The sequence below is a fragment of the Brevundimonas sp. SORGH_AS_0993 genome (assembly GCF_030818545.1).
Lineage (GTDB): Bacteria > Pseudomonadota > Alphaproteobacteria > Caulobacterales > Caulobacteraceae > Brevundimonas.
In genome coordinates, this window is the sequence record NZ_JAUTAH010000001.1 from 1,933,228 (window position 1) to 1,958,559 (window position 25,332).

Genomic DNA, 25,332 nt, shown 5'->3' on the forward strand with positions numbered 1-25,332 from the left:
GATTTCCCGATGGGTTAGAGCCCGAAAGCCCGGTGACGTCACGCCCCCGAAACGCAGATCGCCGCCGAAGGGGACCCCGGCGGCGATCCGTCGCTCATCAGAAGGCGATCAGTTGACCGGGAAGCCCCGGACCTTCAGCAGGGCCGCCACGTCCGGATCGCGGCCGCGGAAGGCGCGATAGGCTTCGGCCCGGTCGGTGGTGTTGCCGGGCGCCAGCATGATGGAGCGGAAACGGCCGGCGATGTCCGGATTGAACACGTCGCCCGACTCCTCGAAATAGGACCAGGTGTCGGCGTCCATCGTCTCGGACCACAGATAGCTGTAATAGCCCGCCGAATAGCCGTCCGAGGTGAACAGGTGATTGAACTGCGGCAGGCGGTGCCGCATCACGATCTCCTTGGGCATGCCGATGCGCGCCAGGCTCTGCTTTTCGAAGGCGTCGATGTCGGTCGGGGGCGCGGCCTGGGTGTGCAGGTCCATGTCCACGATGGCCGAGGACAGATAGCTGACCGTCGCATAACCCTGGTTGAAGGTCTTGGACGCCTCGATCTTGTCCACCAGCGCCTGGGGCATGGGCGCGCCGGTCTGATAGTGTTTCAGATAGCCGTCCAGGATCGGGCGGCTCAGCACCCAGTGCTCGTGCACCTGCGACGGATATTCGACGAAGTCGCGCGGCGTCTCGCCATAGGACGGATAGGTGACGACCGACGACAGATAGTGCAGGGCGTGGCCGAACTCGTGGAACAGGGTCTCGGCGTCGTCCAGCGAGATCAGCACCGGCTGACCCGGCTCGGGCTTGGTGAAGTTGTTGTTGTTCGAGGCCAGGATGACCTTGGAACCGTCCAACTGCGAGAACGACCGATAGGTGGTCATCCAGGCGCCCGAACGCTTGCCCGGACGGGCGTAGTCGTCGGCGTAATAGAGGCCGATCAGGCGGCCGCCGCGCGTCTTGTCATAGACTTCGTAGGCTTCCACGTCCGGCTCGAACACCGGCGCCGTCCCCTTGGGCAGCTTCTTGAACTGGAAGCCGTACAGACGCTCGGCCATGGCGAAGGAGCCCTCGCGCACGGCGCTCAGCTCGAAATAGGGTTTCAACTCGTTCTGATCGAGGTCGTACTTCGCCTTCCTGACCTTCTCGGCGAAGTAGAGGTAGTCCCACGGCTCAATGTCGAAGCCGGCGATCGCCTTCATATCGGCGACCTCCTCGGCGACGCGGGCCTTGGCCGGGGCCCAGACGCGGTCCATCAGGCGCTGGGCGTTGGCCGGGGTCTTGGCCATGGTGTCCTGCATGCGCAGTTCGGCGTGGTTCTTGTAGCCCAGCAGCTTGGCGCGCTGATCGCGCAGCTTGACGATCTCGGCGATGGTGGCGTTGGTGTCGTTGGCGTCGCCGTTGTCGCCCCGGTTGACGAACTTCCTCCACACCTGCTCACGCAGGGCCCGGTCATCGGCGAAGGTCAGGAAGGGATCGACCGCCGAACGGGTGTTCAGAATGGCCCAGCCCTGCAGGTTGCGGCTGCGGGCGGCCGCCGCGGCGGCGGCCTTGTTCGACTCGGGCAGGCCGCGCAGACCCGCCTCGTTCGGGATCACGGTCCAGGCGTTCTCGTCGGCCACCACCTTCTGGCCGAAGCGGGTGAAGGCGTTGGACAGGGCGGTGTTGATCCGGCCCAGCTCGGCCTTGCCGGCCGCATCCAGATTGGCGCCCGAACGGATGAAGGCGTCTCGACGGCGTTCGGCCAGGCGCTTCTGCTGAGCCGTCAGACCCAGGGCGTCGGCGTTGTCGGCGACGCTCTTGACCCGCTGGAACAGGGCGTCGTTGAAGTTGATCTCGTCGAAGAAGGCCGAGGTCATCGGCGACATCTCGGTATCCAGGGCGTCGTATTCGTCACCCCCGATGTTCGACGTCATGACGCTGTAGATGTTGTAGGCGCGATCCAACGGCTGGCCCCACAGCTCCATCGCCGCCAGAGTGTTGGCGAAGGTCGGGGGCTCGGGATTGTTCGCCACGGCGGCGACGTCGGCGCGGGCCAGTTCCATGGCTTCCAGCATGGCTTCGCGCAGCTTGGCCGGCGTCACCTTGTCGAACGGCGGAACGCCGTCATAGGGCCCGGTCCAGGGCTGAAGCAGTTCCGCGCGGGGCGTCTGGGCCGGCAGGACGGCGCGCGCGATCCGCGCTTCCTCGGCCAGGCTGACGCCGCTCGTTCCCACAGCGCCCGGCGCGCCCGGCGCGCCAGTCGTGGTCGTGGCGCAGGCCGACAGGGCCATCAGGCTTCCGCCCGCGATGAGAAGCTGGCGTCTATGCATGGAATGCTCCGATAGAAGATCATGTCTGGATCACACTTAGGCGCAGGCGGCGGCCGCGTCGACTGACAGGGCCGTAATCTTCGTGGGCGGCGGTTGGATACGGCGTCGCACTGTTCTAAAGCGCGCCTATGGCTATTGGCGTTTTCGACTCCGGCGTGGGCGGCCTGACCGTTCACCGCGCACTGACCCGGCGGTTCCCGACGCGGGATTTCGTCTATCTGGCCGACCAGGCCCACGCCCCCTATGGCGGGCGCGGCGGCGAGGACATCGTCCAGTTGACCCAGGCGGGCTGCGAACGCCTGTTCGAGGCCGGCGCCTCGGTCGTCGTCCTGGCCTGCAACACCGCCTCGGCCATCGCCCTGCGTCGCCTGCAGCAGACCTGGCTGCCCGCCTTGCGCGAACGGCTGGGCCGCCCGGTCAACATCCTGGGCATCATCGTGCCGACCATAGAGGCGGCGACCGGCGTGCCGTGGAGCTTCGAGGCCCAGCGCCCCCTGGAGGGGGAAAAGGTCCAATCCATCGCCATCACCGGCGTCTTCTGCACCGCCGCCACAGCCATCAGCCGCGTCTATGAGATTGAGATCGACAAACGACGCGAGGACATCGCCGTCTTTTCAGAGCCCTGCCCCGGCCTGGCGGGTCTGATCGAACTGGGCGCGCCGCCCGAGGAGCTGAAGGTCGTGATCGGCGACCATGTCGACGCCCTGCGCCGCCGCATCGGCCGCCACCCGGACAAGGCCATCCTGGGCTGCACCCACTACGAGATCGTCGCCGATCTGTTCGCCCAGGCCCTGCCGCCCGGCACGACCCTGATCGAACAGCCGACGGCGGTGGCCGACGCCCTGGATCGCTATTTTCAGCAGCATCCCGAATACGATCTGGGCGACAGCGGCCGGCGCGACTTCCTGACCACCGGCCAGGCCGGGCCGCAGTCGGACCTGGTGTCCCAGTTCTGGGGCGCGCCGGTGACGTTCGGCCCAGCCTAGAAGCCGGGCGGTCTCAGCAGCCGGGACAGTCGGGCAAAGGCTCGCTCTCCAGCTGCAAGGTCGTGTGATTGACGCCGAAGCGGGCCTTGGCCAGGCTCTGCGCCTCTTGCAGCAGGGCCAGGGCGTCGGTGCGGTCATGCACCAGATGGGCGGTCAGGGCGGCCTCGCTGGTCGACAGGCCCCAGACGTGCAGATCGTGCACAGCCGTCACGCCGGGCAAGGCCGCCAGGGCCGCCTCCAGCCGCGCCACGTCGATGTGGGCGGGCGCGCCGTCCATGGCCAGGTTGACGGAATCCTTGAACAGGCCCCAGGTCGACCACAGGATCACCGCCACGATGATCAGGCTGACGATCGGATCGATCACCGACCAGCCGGTCATCATCATCAGTCCGCCCGCCACCACCACGCCCAGGGACACGCCCGCGTCGGCCATCATGTGCAGATAGGCGCCCCGCGCATTCAGATCGTGCTGCGACCGGATGAACAGCAGCGCCGTCGCCAGATTCAGGATGAACCCCACGCCGGCTACCGCCATGATGGTCAGGGAATGGGTCGGGGCCGGATCGGTGAAGCGGCTGACCGCCTCGAACACGATGGCGCCGCAGGCGAAGATCAGCAGCAGCGCGTTGCCCAGGGCCGCCAGCACCGTCGCCTTGCCCAGGCCGTAGGTGCGACGCCCGCCTGCCCGGCCGTGACCGCCCATGCGCGCCAGCACGGCTGCGCCCCCCGCCATGGCCAGACCCAGGACGTCCGTGAGATTGTGCCCCGCATCGGCCAGCAGGGCGGTGGAGTTGACGGCGAAGCCAGCCGCGAACTCGCACGCCACAAAAACAAGATTGACGATCAGGGCGACGGCGTAACGCCAGTCCCCCGTATCGACCGGACTATGACCGTGAGCATGACCGTGGCCATGGCCATGGCTGTGACCGTGACCGCCCTCCCCATGGTCATGGTCATGATCCGGGGCGTGATCGTGATCCGCGTGGCTGTGTCCGTGAACGCTCATAAGGCCACGCTATACGCCGTTTCGGGAAAAGGCCAAGTCGCTATATGATAACGCATTGAATGTTATCATATAATGCTCTCATCAGAGCCTGATCCGCCAAGGACTAATCGCTATGCGGTTCCGTCTGAAACGACCAGGTTTCAGTGCTGGTGGGTGGCGACCACCAGACCCAGAAGGATCAGGGCCGCGCCCAGGACGGCGCCCTCATAGCGGGCCCATCGCTCCAGCCGCAGCAGGGAGGCGCCCGCGCTGGCCAGGGCCGTAAAGACCGCCATGCCCGCCACCGTGCCCAAGGCGAACATCAAGGTCAGCAGGGCCAGGGCGGCCAGACCCTGCGGCGCGGTGGACAGATAGATGGGCAAAAGCACCTCGCCCGGCGATACGGCCATCATGGCGATCAGACCCAGAAAGGCGGCCCTGTCCGACACCGCCGCCGGAGGCGCGGGGGCGTCGACGGGCGCGGCCCGGCGCAACATGGCCCGCGTCAGATAGAAGGCGCCGAACAGAAACAGCAACACGGCCGCCAGATGCGGCAGAAGCCCATCGATCCAGTGATCCAGCGCCAGGCCCGCCGCCACGATCAGAGCGCCCACCACCGCGGTCGAAACGATATGGGCCAGACCGGCTGTCGCCACCGCCGCGAGGATGCGGGACGGCCGCCAGCCTTGCGCCCGCCCCACCAGGGTGAAGGGCAGCCAGTGGGTCGGCAGGGCCGCGTGCAGGAAGGCGGCTACAAAGCCCCCGCCGAGCAGAGACATCATGATGGACGGGTCGGAACCGAAAGACATGCCGCGCCCTATATCGTGTTACTTTATAACAATCGAGCCCAAATCGTCACAGCCAGTCGGCGAAGGGCTCCCGGTCCAGCATCTCCTCATAGGTCGGGCGCGGCCGGACGACGGCCCAGTTTTCGCCTTCGACCAACACCTCTGGAACCAGGGGTCGGCTGTTGTACTCGCTGGCCATCACCGCCCCATAGGCGCCGGCGCCGGTGAAGACCACCAGATCCTCGGCCTCCAGCGGCGGCAGGGCGCGGTCGCGCGCGAAGGTGTCGCCCGTCTCGCACACCGGACCGACCACGTCATAGGGTTGCGACGCGCCAGGGCGCGGCGTGACCGGCAGGACGTCGTGATAGGCCTCGTAGAGCGCCGGCCGCATCAGGTCGTTCATCGCCGCATCCAGCACCAGGAAGCGCCGACCGTCCGAACGCTCGTTGATCTGGATCACCTGGCTGAGCAGCACCCCGGCGTTGGCGGCCAGCAGCCGGCCCGGCTCGAACGCCGCCTCGACCTCCAGTCCGGCCAGGACGCGGGCGGCCATGGCGACATAGTCGGCCGGGGACGGCGGCTCGCTGCCGCCGGAATAGGGCACGCCCAGCCCTCCGCCGAGATCCAGCCGCGTCACCGCATGGCCCTGGGCGCGCAGGTCGCGGGTCATCTGGGCCAAGACGCGGAAGGCGGCTTCCAGCGGCGCCAGGTCGGTGATCTGGCTGCCGATATGGCAGGCCAGGCCCACGGGGGTGACGTGGGTGGACTGGGAGGCCTGGCGGTAGAGGTCCATCGCCTCGGCTGCCGGAACGCCGAACTTGTCGCTCTTGCCGCCCGTGGTGATCTTGGCGTGGCCGCCGGCGCCGACATTGGGATTGACGCGGATGGCGATGGCCGGGGACGCGCCCATCATGGCCGCGACGGCGATCAGGCGGTCCAGTTCCGCGCCTGACTCGACGTTGATCTGGCGCACGCCCACGCCGATGGCGAAGGCCAGCTCCATGTCCGTCTTGCCTACGCCGGAGAAGATGATCCGGTCGGCCGGCACGCCCGCCGCCAGGGCCCGCCGGATCTCGCCTTCGGACACGGTGTCGGCGCCGCAGCCCAGCCTGGCCAGGGTCGCCAGCACCGACAGGTTGGAGTTGGCCTTGACCGCAAAGGCGATCAGCGCCTCGCCCAGGGCCTCGCGGTGGGCGTCGGCGGCGGCGCGCAAAAGGCCGTAGTGCCGCTTCAGCGTCGCGGTGGAATAGACATAGACGGGCGTGCCCGCCTCGTCGGCGATCAGTTCAAGCGGCACGCCCTCGGCATGCAGCGTCCCGTCCTTGAGGTCGAAATGGTGCAAGGTCTAGCGCGGTTCGTTCTGGGCGGCGCCGGCGCCGATCGGGTTGGAGGGGCCGCCGTCGATCGGCACGCTGCTGGATGGGCGGTTCAGGGTGGCGGGCTCGGGCAGGCCGGGCGCCCGGCTGCTGCGCGGCGCGCGTTCGGTCTCGCGCACCGGGGATTCCAGGTCCGCCATCCGGCCGCATCCGGCCGAGGTCAGGGCCAGGGCCGCCGCCCCGGCCAGGATCAGGGTCTTCTTCACAGGCGTCGCCTCCAGTCCGCGATGCGCGCACGGACCTGTTCCGGCGCGGTCCCACCATAGCTCTGGCGGCTTTCGCAAGACGCCCTGGCGGTCAGCACCTTGTAAACCGCTTCGGTCACGCCCGGCTCCAATTTCTGCAGTTCATCCAGCGGCAGTTGCGCCAGGTCCACGCCCAGCGTCTCGGCCCGCTTGACCGCCGCCCCGGTGACATGGTGCGCCTTGCGGAAGGGCAGATTCAGTTCGCGCACCAACCAGTCGGCCAGGTCGGTGGCGGTGGAGAAGCCGGCGCCCGCCGCCGCCGCCATCCGTTCGGTGTTCGGGATCAGGGCGGCGACCATGGCCGTCATGGCCGTCAGCGCCAGATCAAGGGCGTCGAACGCCTCGAACACCGGCGGCTTGTCCTCCTGCATGTCCTTGGAATAGGCCAGCGGCAGGCCCTTCATCACCGTGGACAGGGCGACCAGAGACCCCAGAATCCGCCCGGTCTTGGCCCGCACCAGTTCGGCGGCGTCGGGGTTGCGCTTCTGCGGCATGATGGAGCTGCCGGTGGTCAGATCGTCCGGCAAGCTGGCGAAACCGAACATCGGCGTCATCCAGACCACGATCTCCTCGGCCAGGCGCGACAGATGGCCGGCCGTGATCGAGGCGGCGGCCAGGCTCTCCAGGGCGAAGTCCCGATCCGACACGGCGTCCAGGCTGTTGGCCATCGGCCGGTCGAAACCCAATTCGGCCGCCGTCATGTGGCGGTCGATGGGAAAGGGCGAACCCGCCAGGGCGGCGGCGCCCAGGGGGCTTTCGTTCATGCGGGCGCGCGCGTCGGCGAAGCGGCCCGCGTCGCGTCCGAACATCTCCACATAGGCCATCAGATGGTGGCCCAGGGTCACGGGCTGCGCCGTCTGCAGGTGGGTGAACCCCGGCATCAGATCGCCGGCATGCTGCTCGGCCCGGTCCAGCAGCGCCGCCTGCAGGGCCTTGAGCTGGGCGACCGAGCGGTCGCAGGCGTCGCGGACCCACAGGCGGAAGTCCAGCGCCACCTGATCGTTGCGGCTGCGCGCCGTATGCAGGCGCCCCGAGGGCTCGCCGATCAGTTCGCTCAGTCGCGCCTCCACATTCATGTGGATGTCCTCGAACCCGATCCCGGAACGGGAAGGTCCCGTCCACGATCTCGGCCTCGATGGCGTCCAGCCCCTTCAGGATCGCCTCGGCGTCGGCCTGCTGGATCACCCCCTGTTTGGCCAGCATGCGGCAATGGGCGCGCGACCCGGCCAGATCCTGACGCCACAAACGCCGGTCCACGCCGATGGAGACGTTGATCGCCTGCATGATGTCGGCCGGCCGCGACGAAAAGCGCCCGCCCCACATGTCTTGACCCGCAGGACGGACCGGCGCAGTCGAACCGCCGTGTTCGGCGTCGATGGAGGGCGTATCTGTCATGAGCGGCTCTAGAAAGGCGATTTGGGCGGTCGTCGGCGCGATCGTGCTGGTCAGCACCATCGCCGGCGCCGGCGGAATGGCGATTTCGCTATACGCCAATCATAGGCAGGCGGCGCAAGCCCCCACGGCGCCCGCAATCGACAAGGCCGGCGACGCCGCCGCCCCCAGCGACCTGACCCGGTTCGCGGTCGGCGCGATGGCCAGGCTGCAGACGCCGGCCGAACCGAAGCCCGCGCCCGGCTATGTCTTCCGTGATCGCACCGGCACCGCCGTGCGGTTTCAGGCATTCGAGGGTCGGGTGACGGTGGTGAATCTGTGGGCCATGTGGTGCGCGCCCTGCCGTGCCGAGATGCCCACCCTGGCGGCCCTGGCGCGATCCTACGAGGCCAATCCCGATCTGATCGTCCTGCCGATCAACGTCGATGCGACGCCGGACGGCGTGACCCAGGCCAAGACCTTCATCGACGCCCACGCCCCCCTGCCCTTCTACAACGACGTTCGGTTCCAACTGCCGTTCGAGTTTCCGGGCAAGGGGATGATGCCCCAGACCATCATCCTGGACCGGCAGGGCCGCATCCGCGCCAGCCTGGCCGGCGACGCGGACTGGAACAGCGCGCAAGCCCGGGCGCTGATCGACGCCCTTCTGGCCGAGAGCGCGCCGACCGCCTGACCGATCAGTTCGCGGGAACGCGCCGGTCCGTGGCGGGATCGACGGCGCCGGGGCGGCCCTGGGCCGCGGCCTCGGCCTGCTTTTCCTCCAGCGTGTCGGCGATCTTACCCGCGCCGCTTTCGACCGCCTGAGCGGTCTTCATCGCCCCGGCCTCCAGAACCTCGCCGGCCTGGCTGGCGCCCGATTCCAACGCTTCGCCCGCCTGGCTCGCGGCGGCCTGGGCGTGGTCGCCCGCGACCTCGGCCTTCTGTTCGGCCTCGGCGGTTTCGTTGCGGGTGCAGGCGCCGACGCCCAAGGTCAAGGCGACGGCGGCGACGATCGGCAGGGCGGCGGCGCGTTTCAGCATGGGTCTTGTCCGGTCAAGTTTGCTCTGCGCCAGAACGTCGGACAAAGGCGACGGTTGCGCCCGCGTCGCCGGCCGGCCTCGTATTTCCACCAACTGTTCCGGAGAAACAGAGCCGCCTATCCCTCGATTGCGCGAACCCCGACGGTTCGTCGTCGATGATCCCGTCCCTCGCCGGTCAGGGTCGTCCGAGGCGGCCTGGCCCACTCCCTACACCCGTCGGGCCGGGCCGCTTCCCACGCTTTCAAACAGGAGACGTTACGAGCCCGCCGGCAAAGGGGGGACATCCGGCGACCGATTTTCAGGAGAAGGGTGGTGGTTGGAGGCGGGATCGAACCGCCGACCTGTGGGTTATGAATCCACCGCTCTAACCATCTGAGCTACCCAACCATGGGCCCTGCGCGCGGCCGGGGCCACGCGGAAGAGGCGTGCCTATATCGCCGCCGGCCGCTGGGTTCAAGTCATGACGCGCGACATCGTGCCGCGATGCGCCTCCTTCGCCATCGCGCGAGGAACGGGACAGGATGTCCGCCGTTGGCGTCCACACCCGTCACCGCCCGGAGCTTTCGCCATGCGCCCCGCCGCCCTCGCCGCCTCCAGCGCCCTGTTCGTCCTTGCCGCCGCCTGCGGTTCCCAGGGCGAGGCCCGGCCCCAGGCGGGCGCGCCGCTGGAGACCCGCCCCGCCAACAGTCCCGACCAACGCCCGGCGTTCGAGGATCAGACGCGGGCGCCGGCCGTCCGCACGGAAAGAGCCCTGACCCACACGGTGGCGGCGTCCGGCCTGGTCCACCCCTGGGGCTTGGCCCTGCTGCCCGACGGCGACTGGCTGGTGACGGAAAAGCCCGGACGCATGCGGATCGTCACCGCCGCCGGTCAGGTCGGCGCGCCGATCACCGGCCTGCCCGCCGTCGATGCGCGCGGCCAGGGCGGGCTGCTGGATGTCGTCGTCAGCCCCGACTTCGCCCGCGACCGCCTGATCTATTGGAGCTATGTCGAACCGCGTGAGGGCGGCAACGCCACCTCGGTCGCGCGCGGGCGCCTGTCGGACGACGGATCGCGCGTGGACAATGTCCAGGTCATCTTCCGCGCCCTGCCCGTCTATGACGGCGACAAGCATTACGGCTCGTCCCTGGCTTTCGCGCCGGACGGCAAGCTGTTCGTGACCCTGGGCGAGCGGTCCGACAGGCCGATGCGGCCCCAGGCCCAGGACCTGGCCTCGCATATGGGCAAGACGATCCGCATCGACGCCGACGGCTCCGTCCCCGCCGACAATCCGTTCGTCGGCCGCCCCGGCGCGCGGCCCGAGATCTGGAGCCTGGGCCACCGCAATGTTCAGGGGATCGCCGTTCAGCCCGGAACGGGCGCCGTCTGGACCATCGAGCACGGCGCGCGCGGCGGCGACGAGTTGAACCTGGAAAAGCCGGGCGCCAACTACGGCTGGCCCGATGCGGCCTATGGGCTCGAATACGCCGGCGGGGCGATCAATACCGGCGCGACGCAAAGACCCGGCACGGAACAGCCGGTCTATTACTGGGACCCGGTGATCGCGCCGGGCGGGGCGGTATTCTATCAAGGGGCGATGTTCCCCGAGTGGACCGGAAACCTGCTGATCGCCGCCCTGAAGGACAAGCACATCGCCCGGCTGGTGATCCGGAACGACCGTGTGGTCGGCGAGGAGCGTCTGCTGACCGACCTGGGCGAGCGCGTCCGCGACGTGGCGATCGGACCGGACGGCGCGGTCTGGGCCATAACGGACGAGCAGAACGGCAAACTGGTCAGACTGACCCCGGCGGCGTAGGATGGCCGGCGACAGGCGGGGGCCGCGTCCCAACCTCCCGAAGGAGATCACGCCCATGCGCAGTCTAGTCCTCGCCGCCGTCGCCCTGCCCTTGTTGAGCGCCTGCGCCTCCACCGGCGGCGTCAGCAGCTATCAGAAAGATCTCGATCGGCTGGAGGCGTCCTGCAAGGCCCGCGAAGGCATATTGACCCCCACCGGCATGCAGACCGGACACCCCGAGACCGAATACGCCTGCACCATCGTGGGCGGCGCGACCCGCATTTCCCGGAACTGACGCCCGAGGCGTTCGCCTTTTCGGGACATGTCCCAGCCTCCCCTGGCGCGGCGTCAGTCGGCTTATTACTTGACGTTGACGTAAACGTAGGGTTCTTGGCGTCGACGCTTGGAACCGCCCTGTCCCTCCTGTCGCGGACCGCCGCGCAAATGGGCCAAGGGACCAAAGATGGAGACGCCTGATGGCTGACGCCTATATCTACGACGCCGTTCGCACCCCGCGCGGCAAGGGCAAGAAGGACGGCTCGCTGCACGAGATCACCGGCCTCAGCCTGGCGACCCAGGTGCTGGAAGCCCTGCGCGACCGCAACGATCTGGACACCTCCAAGGTGGACGACGTCATCCTGGGCTGCGTGACGCCGGTGGGCGAACTGGGCGCCGACATCGCCCGCACGGCGGTCCTGTCGGCCGGCTGGTCGCAGGATACGGCGGGCGTTCAGGTCAACCGCTTCTGCGCCTCGGGCCTGGAAGCCGTGAACATGGCGACCGCCAAGGTGAAGTCCGGCGAGGCCGACTTCGCCGTCGGCGGCGGGGTCGAGGTCATGAGCCGCGTGCCGATGGGTTCGGACATGGGCGCCTGGCCCACCGACCCGTCCTCGGCCTTCCCGACCTATTTCGTGCCGCAAGGCGTGTCGGCCGACATGATCGCCACCAAATACGGTTTCAGCCGCGATGACGTGGACGCCTATTCGGTCGAAAGCCACAAGCGCGCGGCCAGGGCCTGGGCCGAGGGCCGGTTCAGGAACTCGGTCCTGGCGGTCAAGGACCAGCTGGGCCTGACCATCCTGGACCATGACGAGACGATCCGTCCGAACACGGACATGCAGACCCTGGGCGGCCTGAACCCCTCCTTCGCCATGATGGGCGAAATGGCCTTCGACGGCGTGATCAACCAGCGCTACCCCGAGGTCGAGCGCGTCAACCACGTCCACACCCCGGGCAACTCTTCGGGCATCGTCGATGGTTCGGCGGGCGTCCTGATCGGCTCGCTGGAAGCCGGCCAGGCCCTCGGCCTGAAGCCGCGCGCCAAGATCCTGGGCGGCGCCTCGATCGGCTCGGAGCCGTCGATCATGCTGACCGGCCCGGAATATGTGACCCGCAAACTGCTGAAGAAGCTGGGCATGACGCCCGACGACATCGACCTGTGGGAGCTGAACGAGGCGTTCGCCGCCGTCGTCCTGCGCTATATGCAGGCCCTGAACATCGACCACGCCAAGATGAACGTGAACGGCGGCGGCATCTCGATGGGCCACCCCCTGGGCGCCACCGGCGCCATGATCACCGGCATCGCGCTGGACGAACTGGAGCGCTCGAACAAGTCGACCGCCCTGATCACCCTGTGCATCGGCGGCGGCATGGGCACCGCCACCGTCATCGAACGCATCTGATCCGGGAGCGAATGAACATGGAAAACTTCAAGATCGACGTCGACGCCGACGGAATCGCCCTGATCACCTTCGATGTGCCGGGCCGTTCGATGAACACCCTGACCTCTTCGGTCATGGCGGAAATCCCGCAACTGGTTGAACGCATCAAGACCGACGACGCCATCAAGGGCGCCGTCATCACCTCGGGCAAGGCGTCGGGCTTCTGCGCGGGCGCGGACCTGGGCGACATGGCCGGCGGCGTCCTGTCGGGCGGCGGCGACCTGCAAAAGGCGTTCGACGCCGGATGGAAGCTGAACGGCGCCTTCCGCGCGCTGGAGACCCTGGGCAAGCCCATTGCGGCCGCGATCAACGGCCTGGCGCTGGGCGGCGGTCTGGAGTTCACCCTGGCGACCCACTATCGCGTGGTCGAGAACGACAACCGGATTCAGCTGGGCCTGCCCGAGATCAAGGTCGGCCTGTTCCCCGGCGGCGGCGGCACTCAGCGCCTGACGCGCCTGGTCGGCGTGCAGAACGCCATGATGGCCATGAGCGAGGGCAAGTCCTTCCGTCCGAACGACGCCAAGGGCGCCGGCATCGTCCATGAGGTGGTCGAAAAGGGCCAGTCGGTCGAGGCCGCCAAGGCCTGGATCAAAGGCGTCGGAAAGGCCGTCCAGCCGTGGGACGAGAAATCCTTCAAACTGCCCGGCGGCGGCCCCTATCACCCGGCCGGCATCCAGAACTTCATGGTCGGCAACGCCATGCTGCGCAAACAGTCCTACGGCAACTATCCGGCTGTGGTGAACCTGATGAAGGCCGTCTACGAAGGAACCCAGGTTCCAATGGACGCGGCCCTGCGCATCGAGACGCGCTACTTCATCAAGACCCTGATGACGCCGCAGGCCCAGGCCATGATCCGCAGCCTGTTCCTGTCGAAACAGGAGCTGGACAAGGGCGCGGTTCGTCCGGCGGGCATTCCCAAGGCCGATCCGAAGAAGGTCACGGTCATCGGCGCCGGCATGATGGGCGCGGGCATCGCCTATGTGCAGGCGCTGGCGGGCATCGAGACCATCCTGATCGACCAGACCCAGGAAGCCGCCGACAAGGGCAAGGCCCATGTCGAGGAACTGCTGAAGAAGCGCCTGTCGCGCGGTCAGCTGACGCAGGAGAAGTACGACGCCCTGCTCGGCTCCGTCACCGCGACGACGGACTATGAGCTGATCAAGGGTTCGGACCTGGTCGTCGAGGCCGTGTTCGAAAACCGCGAGATCAAGGCCGATGTGACGAAACGGGCCGAGGCGCAACTGGCCGACGGCGCCGTGTTCGGCTCCAACACCTCGACCCTGCCGATCACCGGCCTGGCCGAGGCCAGCGTGCGGCCGGAGGACTTCATCGGCATCCACTTCTTCTCGCCGGTCGACAAGATGATGCTGGTCGAGATCATCCTGGGCGAAAAGACGGGTCAGGCCGCCATCGCCAAGGCGCTGGACTATGTGCTGAAGATCAAGAAGACGCCGATCGTCGTCAACGACAGCCGCGGCTTCTACACCTCGCGCTGCTTCTCCACCTTCCTGATGGAGGGCATGGCGATGCTGGAGGAGGGCTACGGCCCCGCCCTGATCGACAATGTCGGGCGCATGACCGGCATGCCGCGCGGCCCGCTGGAGATGCACGACGACGTCGCGCTGGACCTGTCCTACAAGATCGCCAAACAGACGGCGATCGATCTGGGCGACAAATATGTCCCGTCGGAAGGCGCAGACATCGTCGCCAAGATGGTCGAGGGCGGACGCTTCGGCCGCAAGAACGGCAAGGGCTTCTATGACTATGACAGCAAGCCCAAAACGATCTGGAAGGGTCTGTCCGAACTGGCCCCGACCACCAAGGGCATCGAGAGCCCTGAGGAGCCGACCGCCTTCGCCCAGATCGACGAGTTGAAGACGCGCCTTCTGTATCGCCAGGCGGTCGAGGTCGCGCGCTGCTGGGAAGAGGGCGTCATCGACGATCCGCGCGAAGCCGACCTGGGCGCCATCCTGGGCTGGGGCTTCGCGCCCTGGACCGGCGGCCCGATCAGCATGATCGACGGCATCGGCCTGGCCCGGTTCGTCGAGACGGCGGACCGTCTGGCCGCGACCTACGGCGACCGCTTCAAGGTCCCGCAACTGCTTCGCGACATGGCGGCGAAGGGTGAGACCTTCTACGGCAAGTTCGCCCCGGAGAAGGCCGCCGCCTGATCGGCTGCGGACATCTCTTAGGTTACGGAACGGGCGGCCTTCGGGTCGCCCGTTCTTGTTGAAGAGGCTTTGTTAGCCGCTGTACGTCAGGATCACGCGTTTCTCAGCCGGAGCCACGATGACGATGCTCCCACCTCGCCCGTGGGCGTAAAACGCATTGTCAGAGCTTATGATGGCATTGACCCGCGACACGGTTTTCGGATCGAGTTTGCAGCGGAAATCATTGCGATCCAGGAAGGCCCCGATGCCGGGCTCGCGGCCGCAGTTATGCTCCCCATGTCCAGACCACAATGGAACGATCGGAGTGCGCTTCCAGTCCCAGTAGGTTCGACGCTCATGCGCCGTCCGCTGAGATGTATTCACCAGCACCGGGCTTTCAGAAGCGTCAGACAGATAAGCCAATCCTCCGTCTTCGATCTTTGAAAGCGAAGCCTTGTCCAGCCGATATATGATCAGTCCGACCTCGTCGGCTCCGGGTCCAAAACCCCAAGCCGCTTGCTTACGATATTCGATCCACCTTGCCTCGACGCCATGAGGCAAGAGGCTTTGATACCAGATGTACTGGTAGATCTGCCAACCCACGAGAGGCGCGCAGACCAAGAGGGCGAGCAAAGCCAGACACCCAAAGCGGTTTCGCATGGCCATCGTTATCGCGCGGCTCTGGGCCAATCGCAATCGCACGCCCAGATAAGAAAAAGACCCGCCCGACACGAGGTCGAGCGGGTCGCTCCGCCGCCCTTCGCGGGGTCGGTGGCGGGTCGCTAGGGGCGACGGAGTAGCGGTGAAAAGACCGGACCGAGACCGGGACAAACTCTGACAGTCCGCCCAGCCTCGGATGCTGGCCTCAGCCTTCCAGATCCTGGCCTTCGTCCGGCTCGGGCGTGCCCAGCAGTTCGTCGGCGATCTTGTTGGTCGAGGCGCGCACGGCCTTTTCGATCGAGGCGGCGATGTCGGGGTTCTGCTTCAGGAACTCGCGCACATTCTCGCGGCCCTGACCGATCCGGGTCGAATCATAGCTGAACCAGCTGCCCGACTTCTCGATGACGCCCGCCTTGACGCCCAGGTCGATGATTTCGCCCAGTTTGGAGATGCCCTCGCCATACATGATGTCGAAGATGACCTCCCTGAACGGCGGGGCGACCTTGTTCTTGACCACCTTGACCCGGGTGGTGTTGCCGACCACCTCGTCGCGGTTCTTGATCGCGCCGGTGCGGCGGATGTCCAGACGCACCGAGGCGTAGAATTTCAGCGCATTGCCGCCCGTCGTCGTCTCGGGCGAGCCGTACATGACGCCGATCTTGTGACGGATCTGGTTGATGAACAGGACGATGCATTTCGACTTTGAAATCGAAGCGGTCAGCTTGCGCAGCGCCTGGCTCATCAGGCGGGCCTGAAGACCCGGCAGGCTGTCGCCCATCTCGCCTTCGATCTCGGCGCGCGGCGTCAGGGCGGCGACCGAGTCGATGACCACGATGTCCACGGCGCCGGAACGCACCAGCGTATCCACGATCTCCAGCGCCTGTTCGCCCGTGTCGGGCTGGGACACCAGCAGGTCGTCCAGATTGACGCCCAGCTTCTGGGCGTAAACCGGGTCCAGCGCATGTTCGGCGTCGACGAAGGCGGCGACCCCGCCCTTCTTCTGCACCTCGGCGACCGTATGCAGGGCCAGGGTCGTCTTGCCCGAGGATTCAGGGCCGAACACCTCGATCACCCGCCCGACCGGCAGGCCGCCGATGCCCAGCGCCATGTCCAGGCCCAAGGACCCGGTCGAGACGCTCTCGATCTCGTTCACCACCCCGGCCTTGCCGAGCTTCATCACCGAGCCCTTGCCGAAGGCGCGATCGATCTGCGCGATCGCCGCCTCCAGGGCGCGTTGCTTGTCGCCGTCTTCCTTGCCCACCAGTTTCAAAGCCGCCTGCGATGCCATTGCCTTCGTCTCCCTTGCCATGATTCCCGTCAAAAGCCTGGGAGAGACCCGCCATGGACCCGCCCCCGTTTCGTGAGCGGCACTATGTGCACGGTTTGTTCTTGTTCACAAGATGTTCTCTTTCGGCACGCCCGAAAGTCTCCGGAAGCACGTCCGATTTTGACGCACCCTAGAGCCTGATTCCCGCTTCAGCCGGAACCGCAGCGCGCGGTTCCGTCTAAACGATCAGGCTCTAGATCGGCAGACGCACACTGAAGCTGAAGCCCTGCGGCTCATAGGTCGTCACCACCGTCCCCTTCAGGGTGCGGTTCAGCGTCGCCTCCATCAGGTCGCCGCCGAAGCCGCGACGGGTGGGCGGCGAGACCGGCGGCCCGCCCGTCTCGATCCAGTCCAGCAGCAGGTCCCCGCCCGCGACCGACCAGTCGATGCGCACGCAGCCCGACGGCGTGGACAGGGCGCCGTATTTGGCGGCGTTGACCGCCAGTTCGTGGAACACCATCCCCAGGCCCAGGGCCTTCTGCGGATCCAGATCGACGGCCGGGCCGGCGATTCGCACCTGTTCGTGGGCATAGGGCGCCATTTCCTGACCCCCCAGCAGGGCCGCCAGATCGACTCGTTCCCAATTCCCGGCCGTCAGCAGGTTCTGGGTGTTGGACAAGGCCAGCAGCCGCGCCTCGAACAGTTCGGTGAAGGTGTGAACGTCCGGCGTGCGGCGGGCGGTCTGGCGCGCGATGGATTGCACCGTGGCCAGGGTGTTCTTCACCCGGTGGTTCAGTTCGTTGATGAGCAGCCTTTGCTGGCGTTCGCTGTCGCCCAGGGCCGCAAAGGCTTCGCGGCGGTCAGTGGTGTCGGTGATGACGCCCGACATCCGCATAGGTCGGCCCGAGCGACTGCGGATCAGCCGGCCTCTCAGATGGATCCAGCGTCCCGTCGTCGGCAGCCGCCATTCCTGATCATAGTCCGCCTCGCCCGACACGGCGCGGGCCAGGGCTTCCTGGTGCAGGGGCAGATCCTCCGGCGCCAGGCGCTGGCTGATCTCGGCCGGCCCCAGCCGGGCCTCCTTCGGAATGGACAGGATTTCACGCGCCCGTTCGGACATGACCGTGGTTCGAAGCGGGATCGCCGCCTCCCAGAAGCCGATGCCCCCCGCATCGACAGCCGCCAGAATATCGGCCCGCCGCTCCAACAGGGAGGCGCCCAAGGCCATGAACAGGATGACCACCGCCCCGGCGGTGACGGAAACGGCCAGGATCAACCGCCAGGCGTCGGCGGCGGGATTGACCCCGTCTTCCGGCGTCAGGATCAGGGCGGCCATGCCGGTGTAGTGCATGGCGACGATGGCCAGGGCCAAAAGAACGGTCGCCACGGCGCGCCAGCCCAGGCTTCGCTCTCGCCGCGCGGCGACCAGGGCGGCCAAGGCGGCGGCCACGGCGATCGCCACCGACAGCAGCATCAGAACGGGCCTATAGGCGACCGGCGCCTCCACCCGCATGGCGGCGATCCCGACATAGTGCATGGAGGCGACGGCGCCGCCCATCAGCAGGGCCGCCGGCGCCAGCCGCCAGCGCGCCGCCCCTGCCCCGCCGACGGTCAGGAAGCCGGCGCCCGAGCCGACCACGGCCAGGACGAAAGACAACAGCGTCAGCGCCCCGTCATAGGTCGCCCCGCCTTGGGGCCGGAAGCCCAGCATGGCGATGAAATGCATCGACCAGACGCCAAGACCCAGCGACACCGCCGCCGCCCCCAGCCAAAGTCGTCGGCCGCGTCCCGTGTGATGACGCGCCCGGTTGAACAGATCCAGGGCGGTCCATGCGCCCAGAAGCGCCACCGCCAGGGCCAGCAAAGAAAATGGCGTCAGATGCACATGATACACGAAGACGTCCCTCCCTGTGGCGTCGAATGGACCGATGACTAAGCCATAGACCGAAGCGCGCCTCAGGACATCTTCAAATCAGGCGGGCGCGTCCGCGACGGCCGGCGCCGCGACACGCCCGGCCAGGGCCGCGCCGCAACCCAGGATCAGGCACAGCGCCGCCGCGACCGCCAGGACCCGCGCCGACCGCCCGTCGTGCGGCGTCCGTCCGGCGCCCGGCGTCAAGCCCTCGCCCGTCAAGCCCTCGCCCGTCAGGGGCCGCGCCTGCAGGACGATCAGCAGGGCGACCAGTCCCAGGGCGCCGGGCAGGTCCATGCCCACGCCCAGGAAGACGAAATGCCCCAGCCCCAGCATCCAGCCGCCGACAAGAACAGTGGCCACGACCGAGGGGATCAGGGTCGTCGGTCGTTCAAGTCGGGCGCCGATCAGGGCCGCCGCCGCCGCCGCCAGCGCCGCCACGAGCCCGGTCCAGATCAGCAGAAAGGCCGCCTCGGGCGCCACAGCCTGGGCGACAGCGCCCAAGGTCAGCACCAGGACGATCATCCCCAGCCAGCCGCCCCAAACGCTCTCGGCCTCGCTTTCGCCCGCCGCCACGTCGCCGATCCACCCACTCAGGCCCACGGCCAGGACGGCCGCCCCGATGACGAGCGGGCTGATCCCGCCCAGAACCAGAGCCAGAAGGGCCGCGCCGACAAGGACCCCCGCCACCCGCCGACGACCGACCCGCGCGCGCCCTGCCAGCACCACGAGGGCCACGGCCAGGACGCCCAGGCTCACGCCCGCCTCCGTCCACGGCAAGCGTCGCAGCAGGGTGTAGTAGGTCTCGGGCGTATCGACCCGTTGACCCATCGGTCCGGCCAGGCTCCGCACGGCGTGGGCGACGACCAGGGAGGCGCTGACAAGCCACAGGCCGCCGGCCGCGCCCCTGGCGACCGACCGCCAGCCCAGGCCGGTCGCATGACGCGCGCCCCAGGCGGCGAAGGCCGTCAGCGCGCCCGCCGCCGCCAGCAACACCCAGCCGAATCCCGGCGAGTGACGCACCATGCCCAAGCCGAAGACATCGGCGTGCACGGCGTCGACCGTCGCCCGCGGCAGGGTCGGCGCGCGCAGAAAGCCGTCCGTCGCCTCCAGAGCCTGACCGCCGATATGCTGAACGCTGCCCTGGTCCAGGGCGTCGGGGGTAGAGCGCGGCGAATGATACTGGTCGGGGCGACCGACGAAGGCCAGGTTCACGCCCGGCAGCCTCCGATCCGCCGCCAGGGTGAAGTCCGTCCCATTGGGCATCAACCGATAGACGAACACCGCCAGGGCGTTGCCGGTCGTCCCGCCCGAGGCGTGGCGTGTGAAACGGGCGTACTGATCGATCGTCTCGGCGTTGCCCGGCCCGGTCTCGAACATCATGGCCCGGCCGCCGCCGCCCCGGGCCTCCAGATTGACCACCGCCCCCACATGCGTCCGCAGGCGATGCTCGCTGAAGAAGGCGCGCGCCCCGTCCAGGTTCAACTCCTCTCCGTCCGTCAGCAGGACGATCAGGTCGCGGTCGGCGGGGCCGCGCGCCTTGATGGCCCGCACCGCTTCCAGAACGGCCGCCACGCCGGCGGCGTCGTCGGCCGCGCCGGGCGAGCCGGGCACGCTGTCGTAATGAGCCATCAGCAGAACGGCCGGCAGGTCTGGACGCCGCCCCGGCAGCACCCCGACCAGATTGACGACCGAGAGACCGTCGGCCGTCTCGCCCCGCGCCTCGATACGGCGCACGGCGGCGGGCGACAGCCCTCCCGCCTGACGTTCGGGCCTCAGCCCCAGGGCCGTCATCCGCTGGAACAGATGGGCCTGGACCACCCCGTGTTCGGCCGATCCGACGGGATGCGGCGCGCGGGCCATGCGCCGCACGTCTATCATGGCCCGCTCGGCGGAAAAGACGCGCCCCGGAGCGGTCGCCGCAACCGGAGCCGGGGTCTGGGTCGTCAGGACCGCCAGGGCGAAGGCCGCCGCCAGCGACGTTGGCAAAAGAAACAGTCGCATCCCCGCCTCCCTGATCGTCGAGCCGACACTTGGCCCGTCCGCTCGGCGTTCCGCAAGGGCGTCTCGGCTCAGCGGACGGCGCGGTTGCCGCTGACCCGATTGCCGATCGCCCCGTCGCGGTCGTCCTGGCTGGATCCGAAGGGCCAGCCCGCGTCGTCGCCGCAGTAGGGCCGGCGGCCCTCGCGCGACCCCACCACGACAAGGCGCGGTCTCAGCCAGGCGGCGCGGAAGAACAGATTGTCCGTAATCCGATTGTAGGACGGCGTCTGGTGTCGAATGACCCCGTCCTCGCCGCAGTTGCGATAGAGGAAGACGCCGCCCCGCCCGTTCAGCACGAAGCGATTATCCTCGATCCGGTTGGCGCCCGAGCCGTCGACCGCGATCTGCTCGCGTCCCGTGCGGATGTCGAAGTCGTTGTCGCGGATCACGGCCCCGGCGCTCTCGGCGTCCAGATAGACGGCCACCGAGGTCGAGAGGCCGCGAAAGCGCGAACGAACCACCGTCGTGCGCGTGACCCCCGGCCCGACATAGAGAGGAATGGTCCCCACGCCCTCGAACCGCACCCCCTCCAGCGTCGTGGCCAGGGGCGCCGCCGACTGGGCCGCCAAGGTGTGCCCGACCGTGCGGGAGGACGCCAGCAGGTCGCGCATCGAACCGCCCGCGCCCATGCCCCAGATCCGCACATTGCCGACCACGACACACAGTCTTTGATTGTCACGCCGACTGGCCGGCTCCATCCCGTCCCGTCGCGCCGGGACCAGACGGCAACGGTCGGCCGTGCGGTCGTGGCGTCTGCGGAAGGCGCGATCCGGCCGCCGCCGCAGTCCAGGCCGGCGCCCGAGGCCTCGGCGCCCTGGATCAGGACCGGCCGACGCACCTCGACGCCGTTCATGGCCGCGCGACAAACCAGGGGAAAGGGCTGGTCCGACGGGGTCGCCAGTTGCTGCACGACCTCGGCCGAACAGGGCGCAGCGACGGGCAGGTCCGGCGTCTGGACCATGGCGTCAGGGCAGGGGCGTGGCCAGGGCGGCCCGTTCCGCCGCGCAGCCGGGATTGGTCAGGCCGGTCGCCCGCGCCCGGGCCAGCTCGGCGCGCGCCGTCGCCAAATCGGCCTGAAACGCCGGCAGGGCCGCGATGTCCGCGACGACCGCCCGCCCGATATCCTCGCCGGCGCGCACGTCGCTGGGATAGTGCATGGCGCAGATCACGCGGCTGTCGCCGATGGCCGCGCCGATCCGGCGCACGGCCGCCGCCCGTTCGGGCTCCAGCAAGGCGAAGACCTCGGCATAGGCGGTCGCCCCGGCCGTGCCGGACGGATAGGAGGGGCTCCGCCGGCCGGCCGCGTCCAGCCGCTGACAAGGGCGCCGATCCGGATCGTCCCCGACCGGGCGATTGCGCGCAGCCTGGGCCTTGACCCTTTCCGCCACGGACTGGGCGTCGTGGAAGACCCGCGCCATGAGGCGGTCCAGGCCGGGGGTTTCGGCCGACCCCAGACGCACGCCCAGGGCGCAATCGAAATGCTGGAGACCCAGGGGCGGCCGCACTTCGGCGTGGGACGTGGCCAGAAGCCAGCGATCGGTGTCTTCAAGCGCGACCATGCGCGCCGAGGCCGCCTTGTCGGCCCGATCGGTCGGCGAACCGGGCGCGGGCGGCGGCGGCGCGGCGGCGGACAGTCGCGCCAGAACGCCCTCGGCCAGATAGCCCTGAGTCGTCGGCGCGGCCCAGGCCGGGGGCTTGCCGGCCGCGCAGCCGCCCAGCGCCAGTCCCGCCGACGCCGTCGCGGCCAGCACGGCCACAACGACCCAGGACGGGTTCACTGCGCGCCGCTCCAGGTCAGTTGCACGGACGTCTGATCGCCTTCGCCCGGCGCGGCGACTACCTGCAGCCGCACATCGTTGGCGGCGCCGCCCGCCGCGCCATAGGCCCGCGCGTCGCCCTGATTCATGCCGGTGACGGACCGCAGACCCGCGCTTTCGGCCCTGGCGCGATAGAATTCCACCACCGCGTCGGGCGACGCGGACGTGCGGAAGGTCACGATGCCGCCATCGGCGTGTCCGCCCGCCAGGGTGGGCGCGCCCTCCAGCTCCGCGCCCGGGTAGAGGACGGCGAAGGCGGGGGCGCCGGCCACAATGGGCGAGGCGTCGGATGTCGGTGTTTCGACCGGAGCCGTCGGCTTCGCAGCGGCGGGCGGGACCTGGACCGTCTGGGGCGCAGACCCGGACGCCGCCTCGGGCGTCTTGGGCGTCTTCGACCCGTCGCAGCCGGACAGGGCGGCCGAAACCAGACAAAGCGAAACAGCAGCGGCCGAAACCGCCAGACGGCGTATCATCGCGAGATCGTTCCTTGGACCCATGGTCGAAGCGCCACCGTGGCGCATGGTTGCGGCGCCAGCAAGGCGCCGGCCTCAGTCTTGTCGGTCGGCGTCCTGATCGGCCGCAGCCTCGCGCCCCTCTTGGGCCAGGCGTTCGTTGATCTTGCGCGAGTCGGGATCGTCGTCCGAGCCCGAGGCCGATCCGCCCTCCAGCGAGCCCGCGCGGGTGTCCGAGCCCGAGTCGGACCCGTCCAGCGCCTCGATCAGAGCGTCCGCCTTATGGCCCAGATCGGGCTTCTCGCCCATGTCGGCGGCCTCGCGGGCGTCTTCGCATTCCGGATCGGGATCGGTCATGGCGGTCTCCTGTTCAGCCTGACAAAAGGCGCAGGCGCGGTTGCGGTTCCCCTTGAACCCGCCCGGCCGGACCCGATCTAAAGGTCATGATCCCTTTTTCCGTTCTTGACCTGTCGCCCATCGTCGAGGGCGGCGACGCCCGCCGCGCCCTGGACGAGACGCTGGCTTTCGCCCAGGCCGCCGACCGGCTGGGCTATGAACGGTTCTGGCTGGCCGAACACCACAACATGCCCGGCATCGCCAGCGCCGCCACCGCCCTGGTGATCGGCCATGTGGCGGCGGGGACGGGGCGCATCCGCGTCGGTTCGGGCGGGATCATGCTGCCCAACCACGCCCCGCTGGTCGTGGCCGAACAGTTCGGCACGCTGGAGACCCTGTTTCCCGGCCGCATCGACCTGGGCCTGGGTCGCGCGCCCGGCACGGACGGAGCGACCGCCCGCGCCCTGCGCCGCTATTTCGAGGGCGCCGACCAGTTTCCGCGCGACGTCGTCGAACTGATCCAGTGGTTCGAACCGGCGTCCGAGAACCAGCCGGTCCGCGCGGTGCCCGGCGCCGGCCTGCGCGTGCCGATCTGGCTTCTGGGCTCCAGCCTGTTCAGCGCCCAACTGGCCGGTCAGCTGGGCCTGCCCTATGCCTTCGCCAGCCATTTCGCCCCCGAACTGCTGCTGGAGGCCCTGGCCCTCTACCGGCGGGAATTCACGCCCTCCGACCGCCTGGCCAAACCCCACGCCATGGCCGCTATCAATGTCTTCGCGGCGGAGACCGACGCCGAGGGCGCGCGCCTGGCCACCTCCATGCAGCAGAGCTTCGCCCGTCTTTCGACCGGCAAGCCGGGACGCCTGCCCCCGCCCGTCGACGACATCGCGCGCGTCCTGACCCCGCAGCAGATCGAAGCGGCCCAAAGCCGCCTGCGCTACGCCGCCGTCGGCGCGCCCGAGACGGTGCGACGCCAGATCGCCGACTTCATCGCCCTGACCGGGGTGGACGAGCTGATGGTCACGGGCATGATGTTCGACAACGCCGCCCGCATCCGCAGCCTGGAGATCGTCGCCGAGGCGCGTCAGGCTTTGGCGGCCTGAAGTCCGCCGAGGAACGACAGCAACAGCGCGTTCACCGCGTCCGCCCGTTCCTGCTGGATCCAGTGTCCGGCCCCGGGCACGACGACAGAGCGCGTCAGGTTCGGAACCCAGTCCTTCAGTCCCGCCTCGGCGCTCCCGGCGTAATGGCGCACCGGGTCGTTCTCGCCGACCACAAACAGGGCGGGCGGCGTGATCCTCTGATCCTGCACGAATGGCGTCTGGCGCCAATTCAGGTCCAGCGCCCGATACCAGTTCAGCGGCCCGTCGAAACCGCCGGCCGAGAACGCTTTCACATAGTCGGCGAAATGGCGCGCGCTCATCCACGGCGGCAGGGTCGCGCCGTCGTCTATGGCGCCCAGAAGATCGACGCCTTCGGGCAGGAAGCCGGTGGCGCGTTTCTCGGCCGGCGTCGCGCCGTCATAGGCGTAGAACAGCTTTCGCAGGGCCACGGCCGGGTCGGCGTCCAGCGCCCGGTGCGCGTCCGGGTCCTGAAACCGATTGATGTAGAGATCGCCCAGGCCCGCGCGTCTGGAGATCGCCGCCATGGCGGCGGTGGGCGGGCCTTTGGGGCGGCGCGGTTGGAACGGGACCGACAGGCCGACGACCGCCGTAAACACGTCTGGCCGCAACAGGGCGCAGTGCCAGGCCACCGGCGCGCCCCAGTCGTGGCCTACGACGACGCAGCTTTGGCTCCCCAGCGCCTGCACCAGATCGACCATGTCGCCGACCAGGTTCAGGATGGAATAAGCCGCTACGCCTTCGGGCTTCTCCGTCCCGCCGTAACCCCTCATGTCGGGCGCCACGACGTGACACCCCGCTTCACCCAGCGCCTGGACCTGGGCGCGCCAGCTGACGCCCAATTCGGGAAAGCCGTGGATCAGCAGGACCAGCGGCGCGTTGTCTGTCTCGAACCCGGCTTCCAGCACCTGTTGGACAAGGCCGTCGGTCTTGATAAGCCGCGTTCGCATCCAAACCCTCTTGGTGGTGTTCGCACCACGCTTCGTTCAG

General features: G+C 68.5%; 22 protein-coding genes, 1 tRNA gene and 1 pseudogene. 7 read left to right on the plus strand and 17 right to left on the minus strand.

The window, feature by feature from the left end; genetic code table 11:
- Window positions 1-108: 108 nt before the first annotated feature.
- Window positions 109-2,301: a M3 family metallopeptidase gene (locus QE389_RS09615; protein ID WP_307366724.1), complete on the minus strand. Its 2,193-nt coding sequence runs from the start codon at window positions 2,299-2,301 to the stop codon at window positions 109-111.
- Between the two features lie 128 nt (window positions 2,302-2,429).
- Here QE389_RS09615 and QE389_RS09620 point away from each other — a divergent pair, with 128 nt between their 5' ends.
- A complete protein-coding gene (locus tag QE389_RS09620) occupies window positions 2,430-3,287 on the plus strand; it encodes a glutamate racemase (RefSeq protein ID WP_307366726.1) in 858 nt (285 codons plus the stop codon).
- Between the two features lie 13 nt (window positions 3,288-3,300).
- Here QE389_RS09620 and QE389_RS09625 read toward each other — a convergent pair whose 3' ends face one another.
- The 5 genes and pseudogenes from QE389_RS09625 to argH form a co-directional block, all read right to left on the minus strand.
- Window positions 3,301-4,293: a cation diffusion facilitator family transporter gene (locus QE389_RS09625; protein ID WP_307366728.1), complete on the minus strand. Its 993-nt coding sequence runs from the start codon at window positions 4,291-4,293 to the stop codon at window positions 3,301-3,303.
- A 140-nt stretch (window positions 4,294-4,433) separates the two neighbouring features.
- A complete protein-coding gene (locus tag QE389_RS09630; RefSeq protein WP_307366730.1) occupies window positions 4,434-5,081 on the minus strand; it encodes a hypothetical protein in 648 nt (215 codons plus the stop codon).
- Between the two features lie 46 nt (window positions 5,082-5,127).
- A complete protein-coding gene (gene lysA, locus QE389_RS09635) occupies window positions 5,128-6,402 on the minus strand; it encodes a diaminopimelate decarboxylase (RefSeq protein WP_307366731.1) in 1,275 nt (424 codons plus the stop codon).
- Window positions 6,403-6,405: 3 nt separating this feature from the next.
- On the minus strand, window positions 6,406-6,642 hold the full coding sequence (locus QE389_RS09640) for a hypothetical protein (protein ID WP_307366733.1): 237 nt from the start codon (window positions 6,640-6,642) through the stop codon (window positions 6,406-6,408).
- A pseudogene (gene argH, locus QE389_RS09645) lies at window positions 6,639-8,004 on the minus strand (argininosuccinate lyase). Before argH ends, QE389_RS09640 begins: the two are co-directional and overlap by 4 nt.
- A 70-nt stretch (window positions 8,005-8,074) precedes the next feature.
- Here argH and QE389_RS09650 point away from each other — a divergent pair.
- Complete coding sequence (locus QE389_RS09650) at window positions 8,075-8,746, plus strand: TlpA disulfide reductase family protein (RefSeq protein ID WP_307366734.1); 672 nt, start codon at window positions 8,075-8,077, stop codon at window positions 8,744-8,746.
- 4 nt (window positions 8,747-8,750) lie between these two features.
- On the opposite strand, the gene QE389_RS09655 is transcribed toward QE389_RS09650, so the two are convergent.
- A complete protein-coding gene (locus QE389_RS09655) occupies window positions 8,751-9,092 on the minus strand; it encodes a hypothetical protein (protein ID WP_307366736.1) in 342 nt (113 codons plus the stop codon).
- Between the two features lie 310 nt (window positions 9,093-9,402).
- A tRNA-Met gene (locus QE389_RS09660) sits at window positions 9,403-9,479 on the minus strand.
- A gap of 181 nt (window positions 9,480-9,660) precedes the next feature.
- On the opposite strand from QE389_RS09660, the gene QE389_RS09665 reads away from it, so the two are divergent.
- From QE389_RS09665 to QE389_RS09680, 4 genes are all read left to right on the plus strand, one after another.
- Window positions 9,661-10,887: a PQQ-dependent sugar dehydrogenase gene (locus tag QE389_RS09665; protein ID WP_307366738.1), complete on the plus strand. Its 1,227-nt coding sequence runs from the start codon at window positions 9,661-9,663 to the stop codon at window positions 10,885-10,887.
- 55 nt (window positions 10,888-10,942) lie between these two features.
- Window positions 10,943-11,161: a hypothetical protein gene (locus QE389_RS09670; RefSeq protein WP_307366740.1), complete on the plus strand. Its 219-nt coding sequence runs from the start codon at window positions 10,943-10,945 to the stop codon at window positions 11,159-11,161.
- A gap of 181 nt (window positions 11,162-11,342) precedes the next feature.
- On the plus strand, window positions 11,343-12,548 hold the full coding sequence (locus QE389_RS09675; protein ID WP_307366742.1) for an acetyl-CoA C-acetyltransferase: 1,206 nt from the start codon (window positions 11,343-11,345) through the stop codon (window positions 12,546-12,548).
- Between the two features lie 17 nt (window positions 12,549-12,565).
- Window positions 12,566-14,758 (plus strand): 3-hydroxyacyl-CoA dehydrogenase NAD-binding domain-containing protein, encoded by a 2,193-nt coding sequence (locus QE389_RS09680; protein WP_307369018.1) that lies wholly within the window; start codon window positions 12,566-12,568, stop codon window positions 14,756-14,758.
- 72 nt (window positions 14,759-14,830) lie between these two features.
- Here the strand turns inward: QE389_RS09680 and QE389_RS09685 are convergent, their stop codons facing one another.
- From QE389_RS09685 to QE389_RS09720, 8 genes are all read right to left on the minus strand, one after another.
- A complete protein-coding gene (locus tag QE389_RS09685) occupies window positions 14,831-15,427 on the minus strand; it encodes a hypothetical protein (RefSeq protein WP_307366744.1) in 597 nt (198 codons plus the stop codon).
- 175 nt (window positions 15,428-15,602) lie between these two features.
- Window positions 15,603-16,685 (minus strand): recombinase RecA, encoded by a 1,083-nt coding sequence (recA, locus tag QE389_RS09690; RefSeq protein ID WP_307366746.1) that lies wholly within the window; start codon window positions 16,683-16,685, stop codon window positions 15,603-15,605.
- Window positions 16,686-16,917: 232 nt separating this feature from the next.
- The gene (locus QE389_RS09695) at window positions 16,918-18,558 is read right to left on the minus strand and encodes an MHYT domain-containing protein (RefSeq protein WP_307366747.1); all 1,641 of its coding nucleotides are present in this window, start codon (window positions 18,556-18,558) and stop codon (window positions 16,918-16,920) included.
- A gap of 78 nt (window positions 18,559-18,636) precedes the next feature.
- The gene (locus QE389_RS09700; RefSeq protein WP_307366749.1) at window positions 18,637-20,580 is read right to left on the minus strand and encodes a M20/M25/M40 family metallo-hydrolase; all 1,944 of its coding nucleotides are present in this window, start codon (window positions 20,578-20,580) and stop codon (window positions 18,637-18,639) included.
- 68 nt (window positions 20,581-20,648) lie between these two features.
- A complete protein-coding gene (locus QE389_RS09705) occupies window positions 20,649-21,275 on the minus strand; it encodes a right-handed parallel beta-helix repeat-containing protein (protein ID WP_307366751.1) in 627 nt (208 codons plus the stop codon).
- Between the two features lie 309 nt (window positions 21,276-21,584).
- Window positions 21,585-22,397, minus strand: coding sequence for a PA-phosphatase (locus QE389_RS09710; protein WP_307366753.1), 813 nt, complete (start codon window positions 22,395-22,397; stop codon window positions 21,585-21,587).
- The gene (locus QE389_RS09715; RefSeq protein WP_307366755.1) at window positions 22,394-22,909 is read right to left on the minus strand and encodes a hypothetical protein; all 516 of its coding nucleotides are present in this window, start codon (window positions 22,907-22,909) and stop codon (window positions 22,394-22,396) included. Before QE389_RS09715 ends, QE389_RS09710 begins: the two co-directional genes overlap by 4 nt.
- 75 nt (window positions 22,910-22,984) lie before the next feature.
- Window positions 22,985-23,245 carry a ribonuclease gene (locus tag QE389_RS09720; RefSeq protein WP_307366757.1) on the minus strand — a complete coding sequence of 87 codons (261 nt, stop codon included), beginning with the start codon at window positions 23,243-23,245 and terminating at the stop codon, window positions 22,985-22,987.
- Window positions 23,246-23,331: 86 nt separating this feature from the next.
- Here QE389_RS09720 and QE389_RS09725 point away from each other — a divergent pair, with 86 nt between their 5' ends.
- On the plus strand, window positions 23,332-24,324 hold the full coding sequence (locus tag QE389_RS09725) for an LLM class flavin-dependent oxidoreductase (protein ID WP_307366759.1): 993 nt from the start codon (window positions 23,332-23,334) through the stop codon (window positions 24,322-24,324).
- On the opposite strand, the gene QE389_RS09730 is transcribed toward QE389_RS09725, so the two are convergent.
- Window positions 24,306-25,292, minus strand: coding sequence for an alpha/beta fold hydrolase (locus QE389_RS09730; RefSeq protein ID WP_307366761.1), 987 nt, complete (start codon window positions 25,290-25,292; stop codon window positions 24,306-24,308). The two genes, QE389_RS09725 and QE389_RS09730, sit on opposite strands and share 19 nt — an antisense overlap.
- Between the last annotated feature and the right edge of the window lie 40 nt (window positions 25,293-25,332).